The 19776-nt window shown below is 40.9% G+C and carries 16 protein-coding genes and 2 pseudogenes; 15 read left to right on the top strand and 3 right to left on the bottom strand.

Annotation, left to right across the window (positions count from 1 at the left end):
* Positions 1 to 106 precede the first annotated feature (106 nt).
* Positions 107 to 1078: a DUF3231 family protein gene (locus VZF35_RS06355; RefSeq protein WP_407311999.1), complete on the bottom strand. Its 972-nt coding sequence runs from the start codon at positions 1076 to 1078 to the stop codon at positions 107 to 109.
* Positions 1079 to 1328: 250 nt separating this feature from the next.
* Between VZF35_RS06355 and VZF35_RS06350 the strand changes: the two genes are divergently transcribed.
* The 13 genes and pseudogenes from VZF35_RS06350 to VZF35_RS06290 all read left to right on the top strand — a co-directional run bounded on the left by VZF35_RS06350 (position 1329) and on the right by VZF35_RS06290 (position 15296).
* Entirely contained in the window at positions 1329 to 4178 is a 2850-nt protein-coding gene (locus VZF35_RS06350; RefSeq protein ID WP_407311997.1) for a CheR family methyltransferase, read from the top strand.
* Between the two features lie 35 nt (positions 4179 to 4213).
* Entirely contained in the window at positions 4214 to 5590 is a 1377-nt protein-coding gene (locus VZF35_RS06345; protein ID WP_407311995.1) for a two-component system sensor histidine kinase NtrB, read from the top strand.
* Positions 5557 to 5883: a response regulator gene (locus tag VZF35_RS06340; protein ID WP_407311993.1), complete on the top strand. Its 327-nt coding sequence runs from the start codon at positions 5557 to 5559 to the stop codon at positions 5881 to 5883. Before VZF35_RS06345 ends, VZF35_RS06340 begins: the two co-directional genes overlap by 34 nt.
* 355 nt (positions 5884 to 6238) lie before the next feature.
* Positions 6239 to 6829, top strand: a complete 591-nt coding sequence (locus VZF35_RS06335; RefSeq protein WP_407311991.1) for a hypothetical protein — start codon at positions 6239 to 6241, stop codon at positions 6827 to 6829.
* Positions 6830 to 7387: 558 nt separating this feature from the next.
* Entirely contained in the window at positions 7388 to 7552 is a 165-nt protein-coding gene (locus VZF35_RS06330; RefSeq protein ID WP_407311989.1) for a hypothetical protein, read from the top strand.
* A 48-nt stretch (positions 7553 to 7600) separates the two neighbouring features.
* Positions 7601 to 8029: a hypothetical protein gene (locus VZF35_RS06325; protein WP_407311987.1), complete on the top strand. Its 429-nt coding sequence runs from the start codon at positions 7601 to 7603 to the stop codon at positions 8027 to 8029.
* A gap of 74 nt (positions 8030 to 8103) precedes the next feature.
* A complete protein-coding gene (locus VZF35_RS06320) occupies positions 8104 to 9150 on the top strand; it encodes a recombinase family protein (protein WP_407311985.1) in 1047 nt (348 codons plus the stop codon).
* 13 nt (positions 9151 to 9163) lie between these two features.
* A complete protein-coding gene (locus VZF35_RS06315) occupies positions 9164 to 10360 on the top strand; it encodes a recombinase family protein (RefSeq protein ID WP_407311983.1) in 1197 nt (398 codons plus the stop codon).
* A 426-nt stretch (positions 10361 to 10786) separates the two neighbouring features.
* A pseudogene (locus VZF35_RS06310) lies at positions 10787 to 11275 on the top strand (potassium-transporting ATPase subunit B); the annotation flags it as partial.
* A gap of 27 nt (positions 11276 to 11302) precedes the next feature.
* Complete coding sequence (gene kdpC, locus VZF35_RS06305; protein WP_407311981.1) at positions 11303 to 11875, top strand: potassium-transporting ATPase subunit KdpC; 573 nt, start codon at positions 11303 to 11305, stop codon at positions 11873 to 11875.
* Positions 11876 to 11929: 54 nt separating this feature from the next.
* Entirely contained in the window at positions 11930 to 12154 is a 225-nt protein-coding gene (locus tag VZF35_RS06300; protein WP_407311979.1) for a hypothetical protein, read from the top strand.
* A 247-nt stretch (positions 12155 to 12401) separates the two neighbouring features.
* Positions 12402 to 13085, top strand: a complete 684-nt coding sequence (locus VZF35_RS06295) for a response regulator (RefSeq protein WP_407311978.1) — start codon at positions 12402 to 12404, stop codon at positions 13083 to 13085.
* A 357-nt stretch (positions 13086 to 13442) separates the two neighbouring features.
* The gene (locus VZF35_RS06290; RefSeq protein WP_407311976.1) at positions 13443 to 15296 is read left to right on the top strand and encodes an APC family permease; all 1854 of its coding nucleotides are present in this window, start codon (positions 13443 to 13445) and stop codon (positions 15294 to 15296) included.
* A gap of 451 nt (positions 15297 to 15747) precedes the next feature.
* Here VZF35_RS06290 and VZF35_RS06285 read toward each other — a convergent pair whose 3' ends face one another.
* Positions 15748 to 16347 carry a HutD family protein gene (locus tag VZF35_RS06285; protein WP_407311974.1) on the bottom strand — a complete coding sequence of 200 codons (600 nt, stop codon included), beginning with the start codon at positions 16345 to 16347 and terminating at the stop codon, positions 15748 to 15750.
* Between the two features lie 511 nt (positions 16348 to 16858).
* Between VZF35_RS06285 and VZF35_RS06280 the strand changes: the two are divergent.
* Positions 16859 to 17596, top strand: a pseudogene (locus VZF35_RS06280) (APC family permease); the annotation flags it as partial.
* On the opposite strand, the gene VZF35_RS06275 reads toward VZF35_RS06280, so the two are convergent.
* The gene (locus VZF35_RS06275) at positions 17552 to 18124 is read right to left on the bottom strand and encodes a C40 family peptidase (RefSeq protein WP_407311972.1); all 573 of its coding nucleotides are present in this window, start codon (positions 18122 to 18124) and stop codon (positions 17552 to 17554) included. The pseudogene VZF35_RS06280 and the gene VZF35_RS06275 overlap by 45 nt on opposite strands.
* 402 nt (positions 18125 to 18526) lie before the next feature.
* Between VZF35_RS06275 and VZF35_RS06270 the strand changes: the two genes are divergently transcribed.
* Entirely contained in the window at positions 18527 to 19759 is a 1233-nt protein-coding gene (locus tag VZF35_RS06270; protein WP_407311970.1) for an efflux RND transporter periplasmic adaptor subunit, read from the top strand.
* Positions 19760 to 19776 lie beyond the last annotated feature (17 nt).

Here is a 19776-nt window from a genome sequence, read left to right as displayed (position 1 = left end):
CCAGTGTCTATGGCTATAACTTGAAATTAAATCACCTATATTTAAAGGCGCCTTCTCACAGAATGAGAGGTCGCCATAATATTTATTGTGGGATTAAATAATTTGTTCATACTAATTCTCCATACATTGGAGGGATTTTTGTCCAGCCTTTCGTTTTCCCATATTTTAGGAATTTATCATACGAACTCATTTCGTCTTTAAATAAATCGATGAATATTTTACGCAGGCTGTCATTTCTTACCGTCTCCATTACTGCCCTCATGTGCAGGTCAATAGAATTCTGAAGTCCTGAGAGAAGAATTCTATACATAAATTGATCTTCCATTGCTTCCGGATCTATGCGCTGCACCATTTCAGCGGGTGGCCTTTCAGGTACATGGACACTATATTTTATACACAGTTCCTCAAGTTCGTCGATCTGCTTTTTGATAATTATTAAGCCCATATCTAATACAGCAATAAAGCTTGTGTCATGGGCAAAACTAATGGAGAACATGACTAATTCCAGCTGGTCATATCTTAAGTTTAGATGGTCCCAGAGATGGAAAGCTTCACTGATCGATAAATCCTCAGTTTTAATTGGTTTAGAGGGCTTATAAGCCGGAGGATTGTCCTCCCAACTCTTCAATTTGCCAAATTTATACAGTATCTGAAATTGATAGGCGTGGCCTAACAGGGCATGTTTGAAAAGTTCTCGGAGTTGATCATTATTTGTAGTGGTTCTATAAGACCGACCAAGGACAACCATTTGAGTAACTAGGTCTTCAAATATTCTCCTGTAAATATATCTGTCTGTAAGCTCATCAAGCTTTTTATCAATCCGGATATCCACTGCGGGTCTCTTGGGCAAGGTTACCGAATAGTGGGCTGCTTTCTCTTCCAATATCTTTGATTCCTTTATAAAGGTACTTAAGAAGCGACTAAGTATAAGATCAAAATCACGGTCATGGATAAAGTTCCTATACATCTGAAGGGTTTCTATACTTCCATAACGTGCTCTTAAGGCATTCCATAAATTGAAGGCTCCTAGAATATCAATAACTTCTTCACCTGATATTTTTTTAAAGATAGAAAACAAAACAATCACCTCATTATAAAATTGTTTTAGTATCCGTTTGGTAGGGTATTTTTATGCGATGCAAAGAAAGGCCTGATGAACCCGGGATCGACAAGTTATAGGTATTTGAGATGTATAATATAATTAAATAATTAAAGGAAAATAGAGGTAATATCCAAATAATGTCCAATATTAATATATAATAATAATTCGGAATGAACAGAGGAAAAATATATTGCAAAATAACTTTAGCGTAAACGAGAGTTTTCCAGTGGTTGGAATCGGAGTCTCGGCTGTTGGGGAAAAGACATTTAAAGCTTTTTTTGAAACAATACCGGACGACTATGGGATGGCCTTTGTTATTGTCGGCTGTCACGAAATGACGGTTCAGGTCCTGCAGGAATACATATCTATGCCTGTTTTAGCGGTGAAAGACGATATGAAGATGCTGCCAAATCATGTGTTTGTATGCCCCGTAGATAAAGATACCGGAGTTGTACGGGGTAATTTTTTTTTGAGGGAACCCCTTTCTAATCCTCGAAAACCTTTAGATTATTTTTTTAGCACCCTGGCCTATGACCAGGGTGAAAATGCCATATGTATTATTCTTTCCGGCATAAGTCATGATGGGGCCTTGGGCTTGAAAGAAATTAAAGCACAGTTTGGTACAGTAATGGTCCAGGACGGGGGCTTAGGGGGGTGTGCGGATTCCGCCGGCAGTGCCTCGGTCTTGGGATTGGCAGATTATAGTTTACCTATTGGGAAAATGGGTGACCAGCTTCTTGTCCATAGCAAGTGGTTGCAGCGAAGAGCTTCGCGAAGTATGAACGAAAAATTGAGCAAGAACTCAGAAATACTCAAGAGAGTGCTTTTTATTATCCAAATGCACAACAGCCACGATTTTTCCCTATACAAAAAAGGCACTATTTACCGGCGAATCGAAAGCAGAATGCGCGTCTGCCATATTCAAGATATTGAGGAGTATGTTCGCTATTTGCAGCAAAACGCGGCAGAAGTAGAAACCCTTTTCAAAGCGATACTCATTAATGTAACCCGTTTTTTCCGCGACCCTGAAGCATTCGAGGTTTTAGAGAATCAAGTGATTCCAGATTTACTGGCGGATAAACCTGAGGGATATAACCTACGAATATGGATCCCCGGGTGTTCCAGCGGGGAAGAAGTCTACTCCCTGGCAATCATAATTCAGGAATGCATGAACAAAGCCCGGCAGAATATGACTCTGCAGATATTCGCTACAGATATTGATGAAGACGCCGTTTTAACGGCAAGGACTGGCTTATATCCCTTAAGTATCGCGGATGACATGCACCCTGAGCGCTTAAAACGCTTTTTTAAGCTGGAAGAAAATCGCTACCGCATTTCGAAGGAAATTCGGGAAACCATAATTTTTGCTTCCCATAATCTTATTAAAGATCCGCCTTTCATTAAGGTGGATATGATCAGCTGCCGAAACCTGTTAATATACTTTGAGAATTCCTTGCAGAAAAAGATTTCCAACCTTTTTCACTTCAGCCTTCTACCCAATGGAATACTCTTTTTAGGTCCTTCCGAATCCTTTGGAAGCAACACGAACCTTTATACTGTGCTAAATAGCAAATGGAAGTTATATAAACGCCGGGATGTCATCTCCAAGCTCTGGACAAATTTTCTTCCCGGTTCATCTATCGTTACGGCAGCGAGGGCAAGGGCGAATTTAACAAGCATCGTAGGATCGGAAAAACCAGGAATGATCAATTCTATAGAGAAAATGTTGTTGGAAAACTATACCCCGCCCTGTTTTATAGTCAACGAAAAGGGAGATATCATTTATATCAATAGCCGGAGCGGAAAATATTTTGAATTGGCTGCCGGAGAAGCCAGCCTGAACATCGCGACCATGGTTAAGGAGGAAATGCGGTATAGTTTAAGGGCAGTACTTCGTCAGGCAGCAAAAACAAAAGAAGACATTACGATTGAAGGCGTAAGGGTGATCATCAATGGCGAACAAGTCACTCTTAATTTTGGTGTTAGGCCGATTGACGAACCCGGAACATTACAGGGTTTGATCCTGGTGATCGTTGAGGAAGTTTTGGCATTACCCCTAGATACCCCGCTTAATAACATCGGAGACAGCTCGTTAGACAGTGTGACGCGGATCGACGAACTGGAGAATGAGCTGAAAAGTACAAAAGTTCAACTGTTCAGAACAATCGAAGAGATTGAATTATCCTATATGGAGACAGCGGCGGCCAACGAAGAACTGCACTCCGCTAATGAGGAATTACAGAGTTCCAATGAAGAAATGGAGACTTCTCGAGAAGAAATGCAGTCCCTCTACGAGGAAGTCGTAACCGTGAACAACGAACTGCAAAATAAGCTGAATGAACTTGCCCACTCCAATGACGATATGACGAATCTTTTAAATAGCACAGAAATCGCCTTTATATTTCTGGATAGTAATCTGAACATTATGCGGTATACTCCTTTAGCCCCTAGGCTTGTTAACGTCATTCCTTCAGATGTTGGTCGTCCTCTGGCCCACCTTGTAACAAGGCTCCGAAAGACGGATATTGTCAGCGAAGCTCAGAGGATTCTGGAAACCTATGGCCAAATTGAGAAGGAGGTTGAAACATTAGACGGGGTATGGTACCTGATGCGGTTAACACCCTATCGAACCTCCGAAAACACGGTGGCTGGTGTCGTAGTTTCTTTTGTTAATATCAGTAAACTTAAGGCGCTGAATTTATTAAATACTGAGCTGAGGGACAGACGTGATTATGCCTTTAGTATCATTGAGACCATAGACTTTCCCCTCCTGGTGCTGGACGGTGATTTTAAGGTTCTAACAGCGAACCTGGATTTTTACCATGTTTTCCAGCTGACGCCTTTAGAAACGGAAGGCAGGTCGCTTTCACAACTTAGCAAAGGCCGATGGAACACCCACGAGTTGGAGGAAAAACTCACTACTATTATCGCTGAAGGGGTATCTTTTCGAAGCTTCCTCTTGGATTATGAATTTCCAGGCGTCGGCTATAAAAAAATTTACCTCGATGCCCACCGGATTAACAGCAAAAAGCCTTCTGCAGATTTAATCCTAGTCATCTTTAAGACGGAGAATTAATTTAGTTATGTTTAAATAAGGGGGTTGGTGATTGCATGGATGGTGTAAAATTACGCCAGGAAGCAGAAGCACTAAGAAACCAAAAGAACAGAGCTTTAGGGAATACTTCGGCAGAAGGTTTAATGGAGAATAAGGAACTTGAGCTTTATGAGATCGAATTATCAATGCAAAATGAAGAATTGAAGCGTGTTGGTCTGGAGAACGAATTATCCCGGGACAAATATAAGAAATTATATGATTTTGCCCCAGTGGGGTTTTTTACCTGCGGGACGAATGGCCTGATCCTGGAAGTAAACCGAACAGGGGCTGCTCTATTCGGAGTGGAGAAGGATCATTTATTGGGTAAAGTTTTTACCAGCTTTGTGGCAGCTGAACACCAACACAATTTTTCTTCCTACTGTGAGTTGCTGCAACGAATTAACACAAAGCAGGAATGCGAACTGGACCTCCGGAAGAATGATGGGACAGTTTTTTGTGCTTTAGTGGAAGGAATAGCAGAAAAAGTAGACGATGAAAAAAACACCCTTTGCTTTCTTGCGGTCAAAGACATTACCGAACGGAAGAAGAATGAGGAAGATAAGTTGAATTACCAACGGATGGAATCTTTAGGAATTCTGGCTGGGGGCATAGCCCACGACTTTAACAATCTTCTGACTGTCATATTAGGCAATATCTCGTTATTCAAAATGAAGAGTTTGAAACAGGAAAAAAACCTGGAACTATTGGAAGAGGCAGAAAAAGCCTGCCAGCAGTCTACAGATTTAACCTTGCAGCTACTGACCTTTGCCAAAGGTTGTAAGCCCTTTAAAGAGGTAATATCCATTGTTCCGTTACTTAAAGATACCGTCATTTTTGCTATGAGGGGTTCCAATGTGCGTCATGAACTTGATTTGCCCGATGATTTATGGATGGTAGAGGTTGATGGCGGACATATCAGACAGGTGATGAATAATCTGGTCATCAATGCCCAGCAGGCTATGCCTAATGGGGGAACGGTGTCTTTGAGGTGTGAGAACAAATACTTGACACAGGAAGAGGGACTGCCGTTAAACATAGGCCCCTATCTGAAGATAACCGTGGAAGATCACGGAGTTGGCATCCATAAAGACCAGTTGAACAGGATTTTTGATCCTTACTTTACGACAAAGGCTCAAGGTAACGGGTTGGGATTAGCTACTTCTTATTCCATAGTCAGGCGGCACAATGGTCACATTAGTGTTGAGTCCGAACGAGGTCAGGGAACAGTTGTATCGGTATACCTTCCAGCCATACCAGGGATGGCTCTGTCAGAGAAGAAGGCTCCAGAGCTGTCTCTCCCGAGGCAGGGCAAGATTTTGGTTATGGATGATCAAGCCACCATACGAGAAGTTATCGGGGGATGCTTGCCCAGTTGGGTTGTGAACCTTCTTTAGCCGTAGATGGAGAGGAAGCGATCCTTCTTTACAGGGAAGCCAGTGAGAGGGGCGAGCCCTACGATGCTGTTATTTTCGATTTAACTATTCCCGGTGGAGCAGGAGGCAGGCAGGCCCTAGCGGAGATCATTAAAATAGATCCCCATGTCAAGGCCATAGCCTCCAGCGGCTACTGTAACGACACTATTATGACTGATTTTAAAAAGTATGGATTCAAAGCGGCTTTACCTAAGCCTTTTTGCCTGGAGGAACTAAGCGGAGTCCTCAGGAATACTGTTTTGGACTTCATGTAATCTTTATCTCTCAGGTTAACTTTATCAATTTCAGAAAGATTCCTTAAATGAAGTTGTGTTGTGCTGAGTGTACAAACATACGCGATGTTCTTAATGGCTCAACTCTTTCCTTTGTATATGGGACATCTAATACCGTTTGAGTCTTGCCAGAACGTTTGTGACGCTCTGGCTTTTCGTTTTTCAAATAGAATTATCAAATTCCTCTGTTAAAGTCAACCAATTACTTCCTGTAATATTTCCTTCAACATTTGTGAATTCTATTAATAATTCTAAAAAATAAAAGACATTGTTAAACATATTATTCAGATGTAACTCAAAAGAATGTTTGACTCATAAGAGGAGGTAATAACCCAACATGAAAAAAATAAAGGATAGAGATACCCTTTCAATTGTTTCAGGAATGATTGGACTTGTTGGATTGATGCTTACTGATGGAATCTCTCAAAAAGCAAAAATATCCAAAAGGTCATATAGAGAAGCTGCCGCAGGGGTCTTCGTATCCAAGAATGAAGCGGAAAATTTAAGGGGTCAGGCGCTTGGGGTAATAATGAACTCCGCTGTGAGCATTCTTGGGGCTAATTACATCATCAAACGTATGTCGCAAAACGGACGCGATAAACTTGTTTCTAAAGGGATTACATCAGGAATTGTCTTCGGAGCAATAGCTACGGCTATCCCAAATCTTGCCCCCTGGAATAAGATGAGGCCTAGAGATGCGGCAAGTAATCTGTCCTACGTTTTTAGTAACATAGTTTTCGGTTTACTTGCCACCTTTTCAGCAGCTAAATTGGGGCATGATACACTTTTCGATACCCCACCTCAAAACGACTATTTGAAACCGACTGAAAAAACAACTGAGCAAATAAAAAAGTCGAAAAGAAATAACATTCAACCTGTTTATTCGGATGTAAATCCCAATCTAGAAGAAACAACATTCTTTATGTAATTCGTTTTTCCATATGTTACTATCACGAAAAAAATGTCGTTCAGGGTTGCTTTCGACCTTGACCGACATTTTTCGATGCATATAGTTATGAAACTGTAAAATGTACTCTTTTCTAACTTTATGAAATGTCAATGTGTTTTCAAAGCCAACAAATCAAGCACCCGAGACACGTTGAGACCGTGGTAAGTTTGAAAACACTTACATTTTGAAAGCCGCCTGTATCAAGGGCTTCTGGCCTGGGGAATTATCCCAATAAGCTAAAAATGTCAAGAATGTGTTAAGACTGCGTCCATGGAAACATATTCGAGGTAAATATAGCATTTTTGCAAGAAAGATATGCTAATAAATGTGTCGCGGTGTCTAGGGAGCATAAATTTTTCTCAAACCCTTCATTCGGAAACATTAAAATGTTTTGCGTTTACTATAAAGTTGTGAGATGATTGAAGAGTAAAGGCAGGGGTTGTGTGATGGGCAAAGTTAAACGTTGCAGTTTTATTATTTACGAAGGACGATTTTTGGAGCGGGATTGATGTCGCTGCGAAAAATGGAAACTGTGCCTTGTTTATAAGATCAGCCAACCAGTCTGTTCCGGCTGAGGCCTTGAGCTCCAAGCAACTCATTGTTGTGGGAGGGCCAAGCACAGGGCATCCAAACGAAGTACTGTTATCTGGTAAGGACAAATTAGCTACAGCTGCGGAAGTTGCTAAGCATTTAGGGCAATGATTCGGGTCAGAGATGGCCTGATTTTTAATTTAAGAAGGAGGAATTATTGTGTTAAGTTTTATCCAATCATTAATAGCAACAAATGTTCTCATTACACTTGAGACAGTTCTAGGTCTAATATTCGCATATTTTATTTTTGGAGTGTTGCTTTCGCTTAGAAACAGTAATTTTAATTTTAGTAAGCTGCCCCAATTTGTAGAAACGAGTTTGGTTCCCTATATTGGAGGTCTTCTTGTGTTAGCTCTGTTTTCCAATGCTAACGTAGAGTTAGGAGCATTATTTTTTACCATTGCTGCAACGATTACGGCGAAATTCTTGGCTGATATTGTAACCAAAGCGGGGCAACTGTTTAATGGATTGCAAATTCAGAGTCCAGTGACTGTGGCGAAAGCAGATGTTCTACCACAACCGGCTCCTGCACAGCAAGAACCAGTGGCACAGCCTGCGGTCAATGTTTCTGCGGAGGTTACTCAGTAAAATGAAAGATATATGTTCAGATTGTAAACGAAAATCTTATTGTATGGAACCGTGTGAACAATGGTTAATTGAGCATGACAAATGCCCGGTATGCCAAAACAAGCTCATTCACCGCGGTGGATGTACAGAGTGCATCACTGGGAGCTTCCAGAATAGCCAAAGGTCTTGAAGCTGATGAAATTGAAAATATCTCCGGGAATGTTAAATGGGCCGAATCAAGCATACGAGATATTCTCAAGAATGAAAAATATTGTGGTGATGCTCGACTGCAAAAAACAATCACAACGGCCCTATACAATAGGAAGAGAAATTACGGCGAAGCCCCAAAGTACTATGTGAAAGATAGTCACCCAGCTATAATTAGCCAGGAAGATTTTGCGAAAGTTCAGGAATTGATGGCACTTAGGGCCAAATCGAAAGGTAATGTTGAGGGTGATCGAGAAAAATACACAAATCGATATGTTTTAACAGGAACTATTATCTGCGGACACTGTGGAAATAAATTTAAAAGGCATATAGACAATTGTGGTACTGTTGCCGAGTCTATTTGCTGGATTTGCAGCACGTATATAATAGGAAGAAAAAATTCTTGTGGGGTAGGGAGGATTAAGGAAGAGACCATTAAAGGATTGTTTATCAGAGTGTTTAACCGGCTTTACACTGATCGAGCCAAGTTGCTAGGAGATTATAGGGCAAAGTTGGAAAGAGAGAAGTTAAATGAGTTAGATAATGAGCGCATCGCGAAGTTGGATGAGGAAATTGAGAAACTCATTCAGCAAGAACGGGCGCTCTTTTTGATAGAAGAAAAAGGTTATGCAGATCACAATCTGGTGAAAACTGAACACGAGGAGCTAGTTAAAAAGTTGACGCAACTTCAAACGCATCGATCGGATTGGATGGCTGAAATCAATAAGCGAGATACTCGAATGGCCAGAACCTTGGAACTTGAGTCAATTATCGAATCTCAGGGTGGCAACCTCACGGGATTCCATGATGAGTTATATAGGAAGATAGTCGAGAAAATCGTGGTTAATGAACGAACCAAATTAATATTCCAATTAAAAAACGGCCTTGCTTTCGAGGAAAAGTACACCTTGAAGCGAGGCCACGATATTTTCTAGGGAGGTTTTATTAATGGCAACAGTAACGGTGATTCTAGCAAAACCGATGCAAGAGTTAAAAGGGTTAGAGGCTACCGCAAAGCTCAGAGTTTGTGCTTACGCTCGGGTTTCTACAGATAATGAAGAGCAACTGTCGAGCTATCAGGCGCAGGTTGAGCATTATACTTCGTACATTAAAAACAATCCGGCTTGGGAATTTGTTGAGATTTTTTCGGACGAAGGAATTAGCGGCACGAATACCAAAAAGCGTGATGGATTCAACAGAATGATAGATGATTGTATGAATGGCAAGATTGATATGGTGATTACCAAATCTATTAGTAGATTTGCTAGGAATACTCTCGATACTTTGAAATATGTACGGCAATTGAAGGAGAAAGGAGTGGCTATTTTCTTTGAAAAGGAGAACGTGAATACTCTCGACAGTAAGGGAGAATTCCTAATTACGTTGCTTGGAAGTTTGGCGCAGGAAGAGAGTTCCAATCTGTCTCAGATCACCAAGATGGGAATTTCCTATCGCTTTCAAGAGGGTAAGGTTTTAGTTAATCATAACAAATTCCTCGGCTACACTGAGGATGAGCAAGGTCAGTTAGTCATAGTTCAAGGGGAAGCTGAAGTGATCCGTAGGATATATCGGGAGTTTCTTGATGGCAAAAGCCCCTATAAAATTGCATCTGGCTTAGAGAAAGACGGTATACTCACAGGATCGGGTGGATCACGATGGTATGACAGTACGGTTATTAAGATTTTGAAGAACGAAAAGTATATGGGCGACGCTTTGTTACAGAAAACCTACACCCTCGACTTCTTGACAAAAAGGCGTGTGAAAAATGCCGGATATGCCGCCCAGTATTATGTTGAGGATAGCCATCCGGCAATTATTAGTAAGGAAAAATTTACGGCGGTGCAGATGGAAATGGAAAGACGGGCCAATATGCGCGGTTATTCTAAGACTGGGAAGAGCAAGTTTACGAATGATTATGCTTTTTCCGGTAAATTATTCTGCGGGAATTGTGGTTCAAAATTTCGGCGCATGAAGTGGGGCAAAGGGAAGAATGAACAGATAGTCTGGGTATGTATCAACCATCAAATGAATGGAAACGAAGCTTGTAATATGAAAGCAGTTAAAGAGAAGGCTTTGGAGAAAACATTTGTACGGGTAATGAATAGGCTTATTGTGGAAAAGGATAGTTTGATGGTAAGGAATTAGGCGAGGAAGAGTACAGGGTTGAGGAGATTCAGAACAGGATTGAAGAATTACAAGCTAAAATAATTAACTTGACCAAAGCGGGATTTGATGAGAAAGAGTATAAGATTCTAGCAGGGGAAATTGATTTGCTGCGTGAAAGGGTTCGTTGAAAAGGTTAGGGTGCGGTCAATGGTTGAGGTGGAGTTTGTATTTAAGGCGGGGTTGGAGGTGAGGGAGATTATATAATTAATATTGTCTAGAAATAGAATGCCGGTTAGGGTTTTATTACCTTGACCGGCTTTTTAACATTAGGTATTTTAAATAATAAATATTTCATAAATAATAAAATTAAATAATTTTAAATTTTGATCAATAGATACCATTAAAATCTCGAACTAATTAAAGCGATGAGAAAGCGGATGTACGGGAATTCTACCTGTCAGATAAAACGATGCCCCGGCTTTAGCCCAGTCCGACGTTGGGGTAGCTATGAACAGCGGTACTCAGGCAGCCAAAGAAGCCGGGAATATGGTTGATCTGGACAGCAATCCTACGAAGCTCATCGAGATCGTTGAAATTGGCAAACAACTCCTGATGACCAGAGGAGCACTGACAACCTTCAGTATTGCGAATGATGTGGCCAAATATTTTGCGATCATTCCTGCTCTGTTTGTCGTCACCTACCCGGAATTGGGTGCCCTAAATATTATGCATTTAGCTACGGCGCAGAGTGCAATTTTATCTGCCGTAATCTTCAACGCCCTGATTATCATTGCCCTCGTACCCTTAGCTTTGCGTGGGATTGCATACCGTCCTCTCGGAGCAAATGCCATCTTAAAGCGAAACCTCTTAATCTACGGGTTGGGAGGTTTCATTGCCCCCTTTATAGGGATAAAGTTAATCGATATATTGCTGGTTGCTTTAGGTTTAAGTTAAGGTGTTAATGGAAAGGATGAGAATTTCATGCTAAAAACTTGGGGCAGGGCTTTTATGTTATTAATAGCCCTGACAATCATCACAGGAATTGCCTATCCCTTAGTTGTTACGGGCCTGGCGCAGTTGATTTTTCCGCATCAGGCCAATGGCTCTTTAGCATACCAAAACGGAAAACCGGTTGGCTCGGAGATGATTGGTCAGAACTTCAGTGATCCACGATACTTTCATGGCCGTCCTTCGGCAGCAGGGAAAGATGGCTATGATGCCACGAGTTCTGGCGGTTCGAACATGGGGCCAACGAGCAAGGACTTATTGGATCAAGCTGCTAAGAATGCGGCTCAAGTTAGAACAGAAAACGGACTCTCTTTGAATACCCCTGTACCCAGCGACCTAATTACGGCTTCGGCGAGTGGACTGGACCCGGATATCACGCCTGCCGCCGCCCAGATTCAGGTAGCTCGAGTAGCCAAAGCCAAAAATATGAATGAACAAAAAGTACAGGCCCTGGTTAATCAGTATACGGAAGGCCGACAGTTTGGTTTTCTTGGGGAGCCCAGAGTGAATGTCCTTAAACTAAATCTGGCGTTGGATCAACAATAAAGAACAATAAATGTAGTAAGTTATGTCAAGCGCTACCAAGATGTTGAGGAATTATTGGCTTCAGGTATCAATGTTTATACTACGCTGAATATCCAACACGTGGAAAGTTTTAATGATGTCGTGGCGCAGATTACTGAGGTAAATGTTCGCGAAACAATCCCTGACCGAATTCTAGAGATTGCTTCCCAGATTCAATTAGTAGATATTCCGCCGGAAGAGTTGATCCAGCGACTAAAAGAAGGTAAGTTTATGTCCCGGGCCAAGCGGGTGAGGCTTTAAAGAAGTTTTCCGGCCTGGAAATATCAATGCCTTGCGCGAGATTTCGATGCGTTATACGGCACAACGGGTGGACCGTCAATTGAAATCGTTGGCCTTAACGGAAATGATGTTGCGAAAGAGATTCTGGAATTGGCCAGAAGGTGCAATATTTCGCAGATTATTATCGGGAGACCGGAACAAACCATGACATTGCTAATAAATTGGATTTTCCACAATAATCCTTTAATATATGCTGAAGGAGATTAATATGGAAACGAAAGGACCACGAATTTTAATAGTTGACGATGAGTTGCAAATTCGCCGGTTTTTGCGGGTTAGCCTTACGAGCCACGGCTATGATGTTAAAGATGTGGGGACAGGTAAAGAGGCCCTGGATGAGGCAGCAATTTTTGGTCCAAACCTAGTTATTTTAGATTTAGGATTACCCGACATCGATGGCCTCGACGTATTATACAATTTACGGGAATGGTCTAAGGTGCCGATCATCATACTCTCAGCAAAAGAACAAGAGCAGGCGAAGGTTATGGCCTTAGATTCTGGTGCTGACGATTATGTCACCAAGCCATTCGGGATGGGCGAATTACTGGCTCGAATCCGGGCAGGTTTAAGGCATACGATGGCCGCTGGTGAAGAACCTGTCTTGAAATTTGACGACTTATCTATTGATCTTGCACATCGTAACGTGAAATTAATGGAAGTAGAGGTTAAATTAACCCCCACTGAGTACGAGTTGGTAAAACAACTGGCTAACAATGCTGGAAAGGTGCTAACGCACAAGTATTTACTTCATGCGCTTCGAGGAGAAAACTTTGAAAACAATATTCAGTACCTCAGAGTTTACATGGGGCACCTTAGGCGTAAGATAGAGCGGGATCCCTCACGTCCTAGACATATCATTACTGAACCAGGCGTCGGTTATCGATTGTTATAAAACAACATTTATTTACTCTTCCTTCGCATTTCATACATGCGAAGGACTTTTCATGGTTGAAAATTGAATAATTTATATTTAAAGAATAAGTAAATAATCTACAGAATTTAAACTCTGCTTATTAAAATTTAATTAAGAAATATGTTTACAAATAAATAAAAATTAAAGAATATTCAGATATCCATTATTGCGCATTTATGTTTTATTTATATTATTTTAATAAATTTTTATTACCTTTTTTATTGGAGTGAGATTATAATATAGCCTATACTTCGCGATTAAAAAAGCTTTTAAAGGAGAAAGATAAGTTTTGAATTAGGAATTTTGCAGCATGTAGAATTTAGGAAGGGGATTAAGATGCTACGCCTTAAAGACATCATCATTGGCAAACCGCTACATAATTCGTCGCTTGTTCACGAGAAATTAACAAAAATTAAAGCATTAGCGGTGTATTCCTCAGATGCATTATCATCCGTAGCCTACGCTACAGAAGAAATCCTTTGGGTTCTTGCACCTATTGGCGCCTTTGCTTTGTCGTTTTCTCTTCCAATCTCGGGGATTATCTTATTACTTTTAGCGACCTTAATTATGTCTTATCGCAAGACAATTTTTGCCTATCCATCAGGTGGGGGGGCCTATATAGTCGCAAAGGACAATTTAGGTCAGCTCGCTGGTTTAGTAGCAGGGTCTTCTCTCGTGTTAGATTATATATTAACAGTTTCTGTAAGTATAGCCTCTGGTGTGGCGGCTATTACCTCAGCTTTTCCTAGCCTACTTCCTCATACAGTAGCCTTGTGCTTATTCTTTGTTTTACTATTAATGATTGTAAACCTTCGAGGAATTAAAGAGGCTGCGACTGTTTTCACATTGCCCACTTATGTCTTTATTATTTCGCTGTTGACTTTAATTGGGATTGGTATATATAAACATTCCATGGGTTTACCAATTCCAGCGGCTCCGATAAATCCAGTTCTAGGTTCAACTCCTCAAAAATACATTACCTTATGGATATTAGCAAGAGCGTTTTCGTCAGGTTGTACAGCGTTAACAGGAGTAGAGGCAATCAGTAACGGTGTCCCCAATTTTAAAGAACCTCGTTCACGTAACGCAGCACTAACCCTTGTTTCCATGGGAATTATTATTGTTTTTCTTTTTGGAGGAACCACATTTTTAGCTCAAATTCTCCATGTGACACCTAACTCTAATGAGACGGTTATCTCGCAGATAGCTCGTTTATTAACAGGTAGAGGATGGTTCTACTACTTATTACAGGCGAGTACCGCTGCAATTCTAATTTTGGCTGCAAATACGAGTTATAATGATTTCCCTTTAGTCTTTAGTCTAATAGCAAAAGATGGATATTTACCACGGCAATTTTCCGCTCGCGGTGATAAGTTGGTCTTTTCTAACGGTATTATTACTTTATCGTTATTGTCTGCGGTATTGCTCGTTGTATTTGACGGGGATACGCATAACCTACTCCCACTCTATGCAATAGGAGTTTTTCTGTCGTTTACCTTATCCCAAGTTGGTATGGTAGTTCACTGGCGAAAATCAAAAGAGGCAGGCTGGAAAACCAATCTTCTGGTTAATGGGTTCGGTGCAACATTAAGTGGGATTGTACTTGTAATTTTGGCAACTACAAAATTCATCCATGGTGCATGGATCGTAATAGTTTTGATACCGCTCTTGATTGGGTCTTTCTTGAAAATCCATAAACACTATATTGATATAGCCAAGAAGCTGAGAGTCGATGATCAAATATGTGAACATCCTGAACACATAAAAGTCATAGTACCTGTTGCTACGTTTACTAGAGTCGTTGTTAATACCCTTGAATATGCTACATCGATTAGCAATGACGTTACGGCCGTGCATATAATACTTGATGAGGAAAAATCCGAAAAGTTAGAATCGAGATGGGATAGTTATTATCCAAATATCCCTTTAGTTACGCTTTCAAGCCCTTATAGAGCCTTTTTGGCACCTCTTATAAAGTATTTAGAAAGTGTAGAAAAAACGATAAAATCTCACGAGTTAATTATGGTATTAATCCCAGAATTTATTACTCATAAATGGTGGCAGTACTTTTTGCATAATCAAACTGGTTTGGTTTTAAAATCTGTGTTGTTCTTCAATAAAAGCTATGTTATTGCCAGTGTACCCTATCATATTAGTGAACCACAAAAGAAAGTCATTACTGAAAAATAACCATTAGTATTTGTCTTTTGAGAGAGTCTTTTGACTCTCTCATTAAGTTTAGAGAGCAAAAACTTAATGTGTTTGCTAAACCAACAAATCGAGCACTCCAGGCACGTGGAGACCGTGTCTTGTCTCAGAAAACAGACACTCTAAAGTCGTCTGTGGTGCAGGTTGTAGATCTTTGAAATATTCAGAATTAAATCAAAAACAGGCGCAATGTTTCTATCTGCTTTCGAGGGAACATGTTTAGGGATTTAGCTGGCAAAGAGGCTAAAAAAGTGTCAAAATGTCAAGGGGGACTTTGAGTCAGTGATACCAAGGGATGTTTTTGCTACATAATGCCTTCAAACTAAGACAAAAATACATTCTAATTTTCTGTTTTTTGGCCGCTGCCTAAGTGGTGGGGGCTTTTTTGTATTATTGAACACCGTGTGACGGGAGACTTTCATGCATGGTGTACTTAACTACACCAATCCATGCGAACAAGTTTTGAATCTAAGAGTTCTATGGTAGCATAAATATCAGATGGAACATCTTCTATTAAAAGTAGATCTCCTTTCGAGATACGCAGTGATTCTTCTGTTGAAAAATTAAAGATACTACTGCCGTGACCACAAAAAAATGCTGTCGTATTGTATGGGTTATGACACGTCTCGCAATAACCACCGACTACTACAGTCTTATTTTTATCTACAACAGACATTTTACCATGGACATTTTTGTCAAGTTGCATATTAAAGTCTGTAATTTTTCCTTTTCCGAATGTCTCCCAGCCACCATCGAAAACATCTATTTGATCATACGGATGCATTACGATATCGTAATGGCCCTTATGACTGATAGTTGAGGTGCCTTCCAAAACTATGAGATGACGCGTTATGTTGTAAAGAGGAGTAAATTTAGCATCTTCATCAGAAGTAGCAATTGCCATACTCAGTCGAATTGAAAAATCTCTGGCCGCAAACGAAGCTGAGTTCGGGAAAATAAAATATTGTTTACCGATTCCACCTGCCCAAACGGATGTTAACGCTGCCTCCTCTTTAACAATGGCAATTTTCATGTTCTGCCTCCCTTACAAAAGATCAATTATTTTAATGCGTATCCAGAATAAAAATGATCTGTAAATGGGATACCATGATTTGGCGTTTTAAGACTTGTCAAGACGTGGCTTTTTTTCCTGCTAAATATCTGCGGATTCATTGTACTAAGATATATGGTTCTGGTGCAAGCTTAAAAATCTTGTGTTAAATGGGATACTCTCGAGAATTTGGACAACTTAACTTGGTAATATTCCGGGTACGATGGCAGATTGTTATTCACCAATGCCACTTGCGCTTATCTAAGCTCAAGAAGAAAAAGCCTCGCTATCAACAAGGAACACCCAGGCCCCGGTCTAATTCATCATTCTGATCGAGGCAATCAAAATACGAGCAAGGCATTTCGACAACTTTTGGAACAGAATAGGATTTCCGGCAGTATGAGCCGCAAGGGAAATCCCTACGATAATGCCCCAATGGAATCATTTTTCCAAACCCTGAAGACAGAGTATGTCTACAAACGATGCTTTCAGACTGGGATGGAATATCGTAGGTGGCGAAGCAATGGCTATTGCAGGTTTTTTTCTAGTCGCAAGTTATGCTTTAAACGCCCTTTCTCCAAAGCTTGCCGGTAAGTTTCAGGTCTCCACCACTATGATTAAAATTATTCCTCTGGTTCTAATGGCTCTTGTCGGAACAATCGTTGGTCTCAAAAACGGTATTTTGATTAGCAATTTTACAAGTGGCCCCATCGCCAATGCGACTAGTAGCAACCCTTTATTTACCGCAGTTGTTGCTACCGCTTTCGCATACGAAGGATGGATTATTGCAACCAGTATCAATGCTGAGCTTAAGGATGCAAAAAGAAACCTGCCGCGAGCTCTTACTTTCGGAACGTTGTTTGTGGTCCTAATCTATATCCTATATTATACTGGACTTGCTGGAGCAGTTAAAAACAGCATTATGATGAAAGGTGGCGAAACTGGAGCAAAATTAGCGTTTTCCACTGTTTTCTCTAATGCGGGAGGTATAGTTCTGTTTGTTTTCGTTGTAATTTCCTGCCTGGGAACTTTGAATGGCCTGATGTTGGGCTGCACCCGTGGCCTCTACTCTCTGGCGGCTAGAGACATGGGCCCAAAACCGGAAGTGTTCAAAAGCATTGATAAAAACACGAATATGCCGACTAACTCTTCTATTATTGGTGTTTTACTCAGTGGCGTATGGCTTCTATACTTCTATGGTGCAAATTTGACGCCTGTCTCGTGGTTTGGCATTATTTATGAAGAAGATCAAGTCACCTGGTTCCAGAGCATTAAAGTTTATCGGTGTACCTATATTTGCCTGATCGCTTGAAACTCTGGGTAGGCTAATCCCGTTTTGCGCAAAAACATATTGAACGAATCCCGAACAATCAAACCCTTTTGGTGATTCGCCGCCCCATAGGTACGGAGCCCCAATGTATTTTTCCGCAGTGGCAATGATGGCGTTTGCTTTATCGGCATGTAATATCTTGGCATAAGCACTAGTTAATGCCTCACTAGTGTTCGTCCCAACAATGCCATCGGCACTTAAAGAGTTAGCTTTTTGAAAAGCAACGACCCCCGTTTCAGTTTTTGCACCGAAGATACCGTCAGGACTACCAACATTATCACCAAGGTAGTTCAGTTCAGTTTGTACCTGCGTGACCTCAGGGTCAGTTGAGCCGACTTCTAGTAAGGTATTACCTGTGGATGCTTGCGCGGTTTGAGCGAAGCCGAAAACGAAAAAGGTTGCAAGAACTCCTTCATTTTTTAGCTCCAAACTTGTATGTGATTAGTTTCATTATATAAAAGAAGAATGGACAAACTATAAAGGAAATGTATCCATTACATTTATAGTTAGTATAAGAAATTGTTTGAAAAGGATAGGATTTAATCATTAAAATAACTGAGATTCTATTTCAAAAAGCTCAACGAAGATCCGCATCTAAAGCTGAATTTACTTGAAAACATAATTACAACAAATAAATTATAGATTTTTAATGCTTAACTATAAATATTTAATTGTAAATAGAAACTTGTGGCGATTTTCCCAGCAAATCTAATAAGGGTACATTACGAAATTCATAAATCCTTCACACATTCCTGTTTTAGTTGTGTTAATATTGCACTTGACGTTGAAAATTCCTCAAGAAAACAATAATAAACAGGAGTGTGGCAAGTTATGAAAAAAAGACGAATTGATTGGGTTATCTCAGGTGTCCTAATTGTAGCTGTAGCACTAGTTGGTGGAAATATACTATATAACACCCAAAATGCTAAAGCAGATACACCAAGTTATATTACTGGGACAGTAAGAATGGGTACTGTTGAGAAATCAGTCAGTGCTTCAGGAACGATCCAATCGCTCAATCAATACGATTTATCGTCAAGCAGCGGAGGGAAGATTACAGAGATTGATGTCAAAGTCGGTGACTCAGTGAAGGCCGGTCAACAATTAGCGAGGTTTGACTCAAGTCAGGCTCAAGAACAGCTCGACACAGCGCAAGCAAACCTTATCCAAGCCCAAACGAAAGTGGATCAAGCTGGATCTAACAGCACTAATTTAGAAGCTGCGCAACTTCAACTTTCTGCAGCCCAAATCGCGTATGATTCCGCAAAGACTGTTCTCGCGGATACCATCATCAAAGCACCCGCTGATGGAATTATTACCGCTGTCAATGGCCAGGTTAACTCAGCCTCCTCTAGTGGAACATCATCAAGTGGTCAATCCTCTTCAAATAGTACAGGAAGCCAAGGAAACAGCGCTTTGATCTCTATGATAGGTACCTCTGACACGATGCAAGTGGTCGTTCCTGTCAACCAAGTGGATATTGGCAAAGTCAGTGTAGGGCAAGCAGCCAATATCACATTGGATGCCTATCAAGGCCAGACATTTTCAGGAAAAGTGACTGAAGTGAGTCCAACGGGCACATCGCAAAGCGGTGTAACAACCTTCAACGTAGCCATTAATGTTACTAATAAAGATAATGAAATGAAATCTGGGATGAGTGCTAATGTAACGATCATTATCGCTCAAAAACAAAATGTTCTCACCATACCAAGTTCTGCAGTCCATACCAATGGTTCTAATGAAACTGTTTCCTTGCTGAAGTCTGGCTCAACAATCCCTGTGACTCAAACCATACAAACGGGGCTTGACGATGGCAAGACTGTCGAAGTCGTTCAAGGGCTCCAAGCGGGCGATAAAATCGTGCTAGGAATCCGAAGCACGAGCTCGCAAACGAAATCTCAAACATCACAATCGGGGAATTCCCTCAATAAAGCCTTAGGCGGAAGCACTGGCAACTTCGGTGGCTCTGGCGGAGGCATGGGCGGCTATGGTGGCAGTTCCGGTGGGGGCCGAGGAGGATATTCAGGCGGCAATGGCGGTTCATCGAGCAGAACTCAAGGTTAGGAAGCAGGTGATATGGC

It is taken from the genome of Desulfosporosinus paludis, assembly GCF_045689965.1.
In the GTDB taxonomy this organism is placed as follows: Bacteria; Bacillota; Desulfitobacteriia; order Desulfitobacteriales; family Desulfitobacteriaceae; genus Desulfosporosinus; species Desulfosporosinus paludis.
This window is presented reverse-complemented; position numbering and strand designations above follow the sequence as displayed.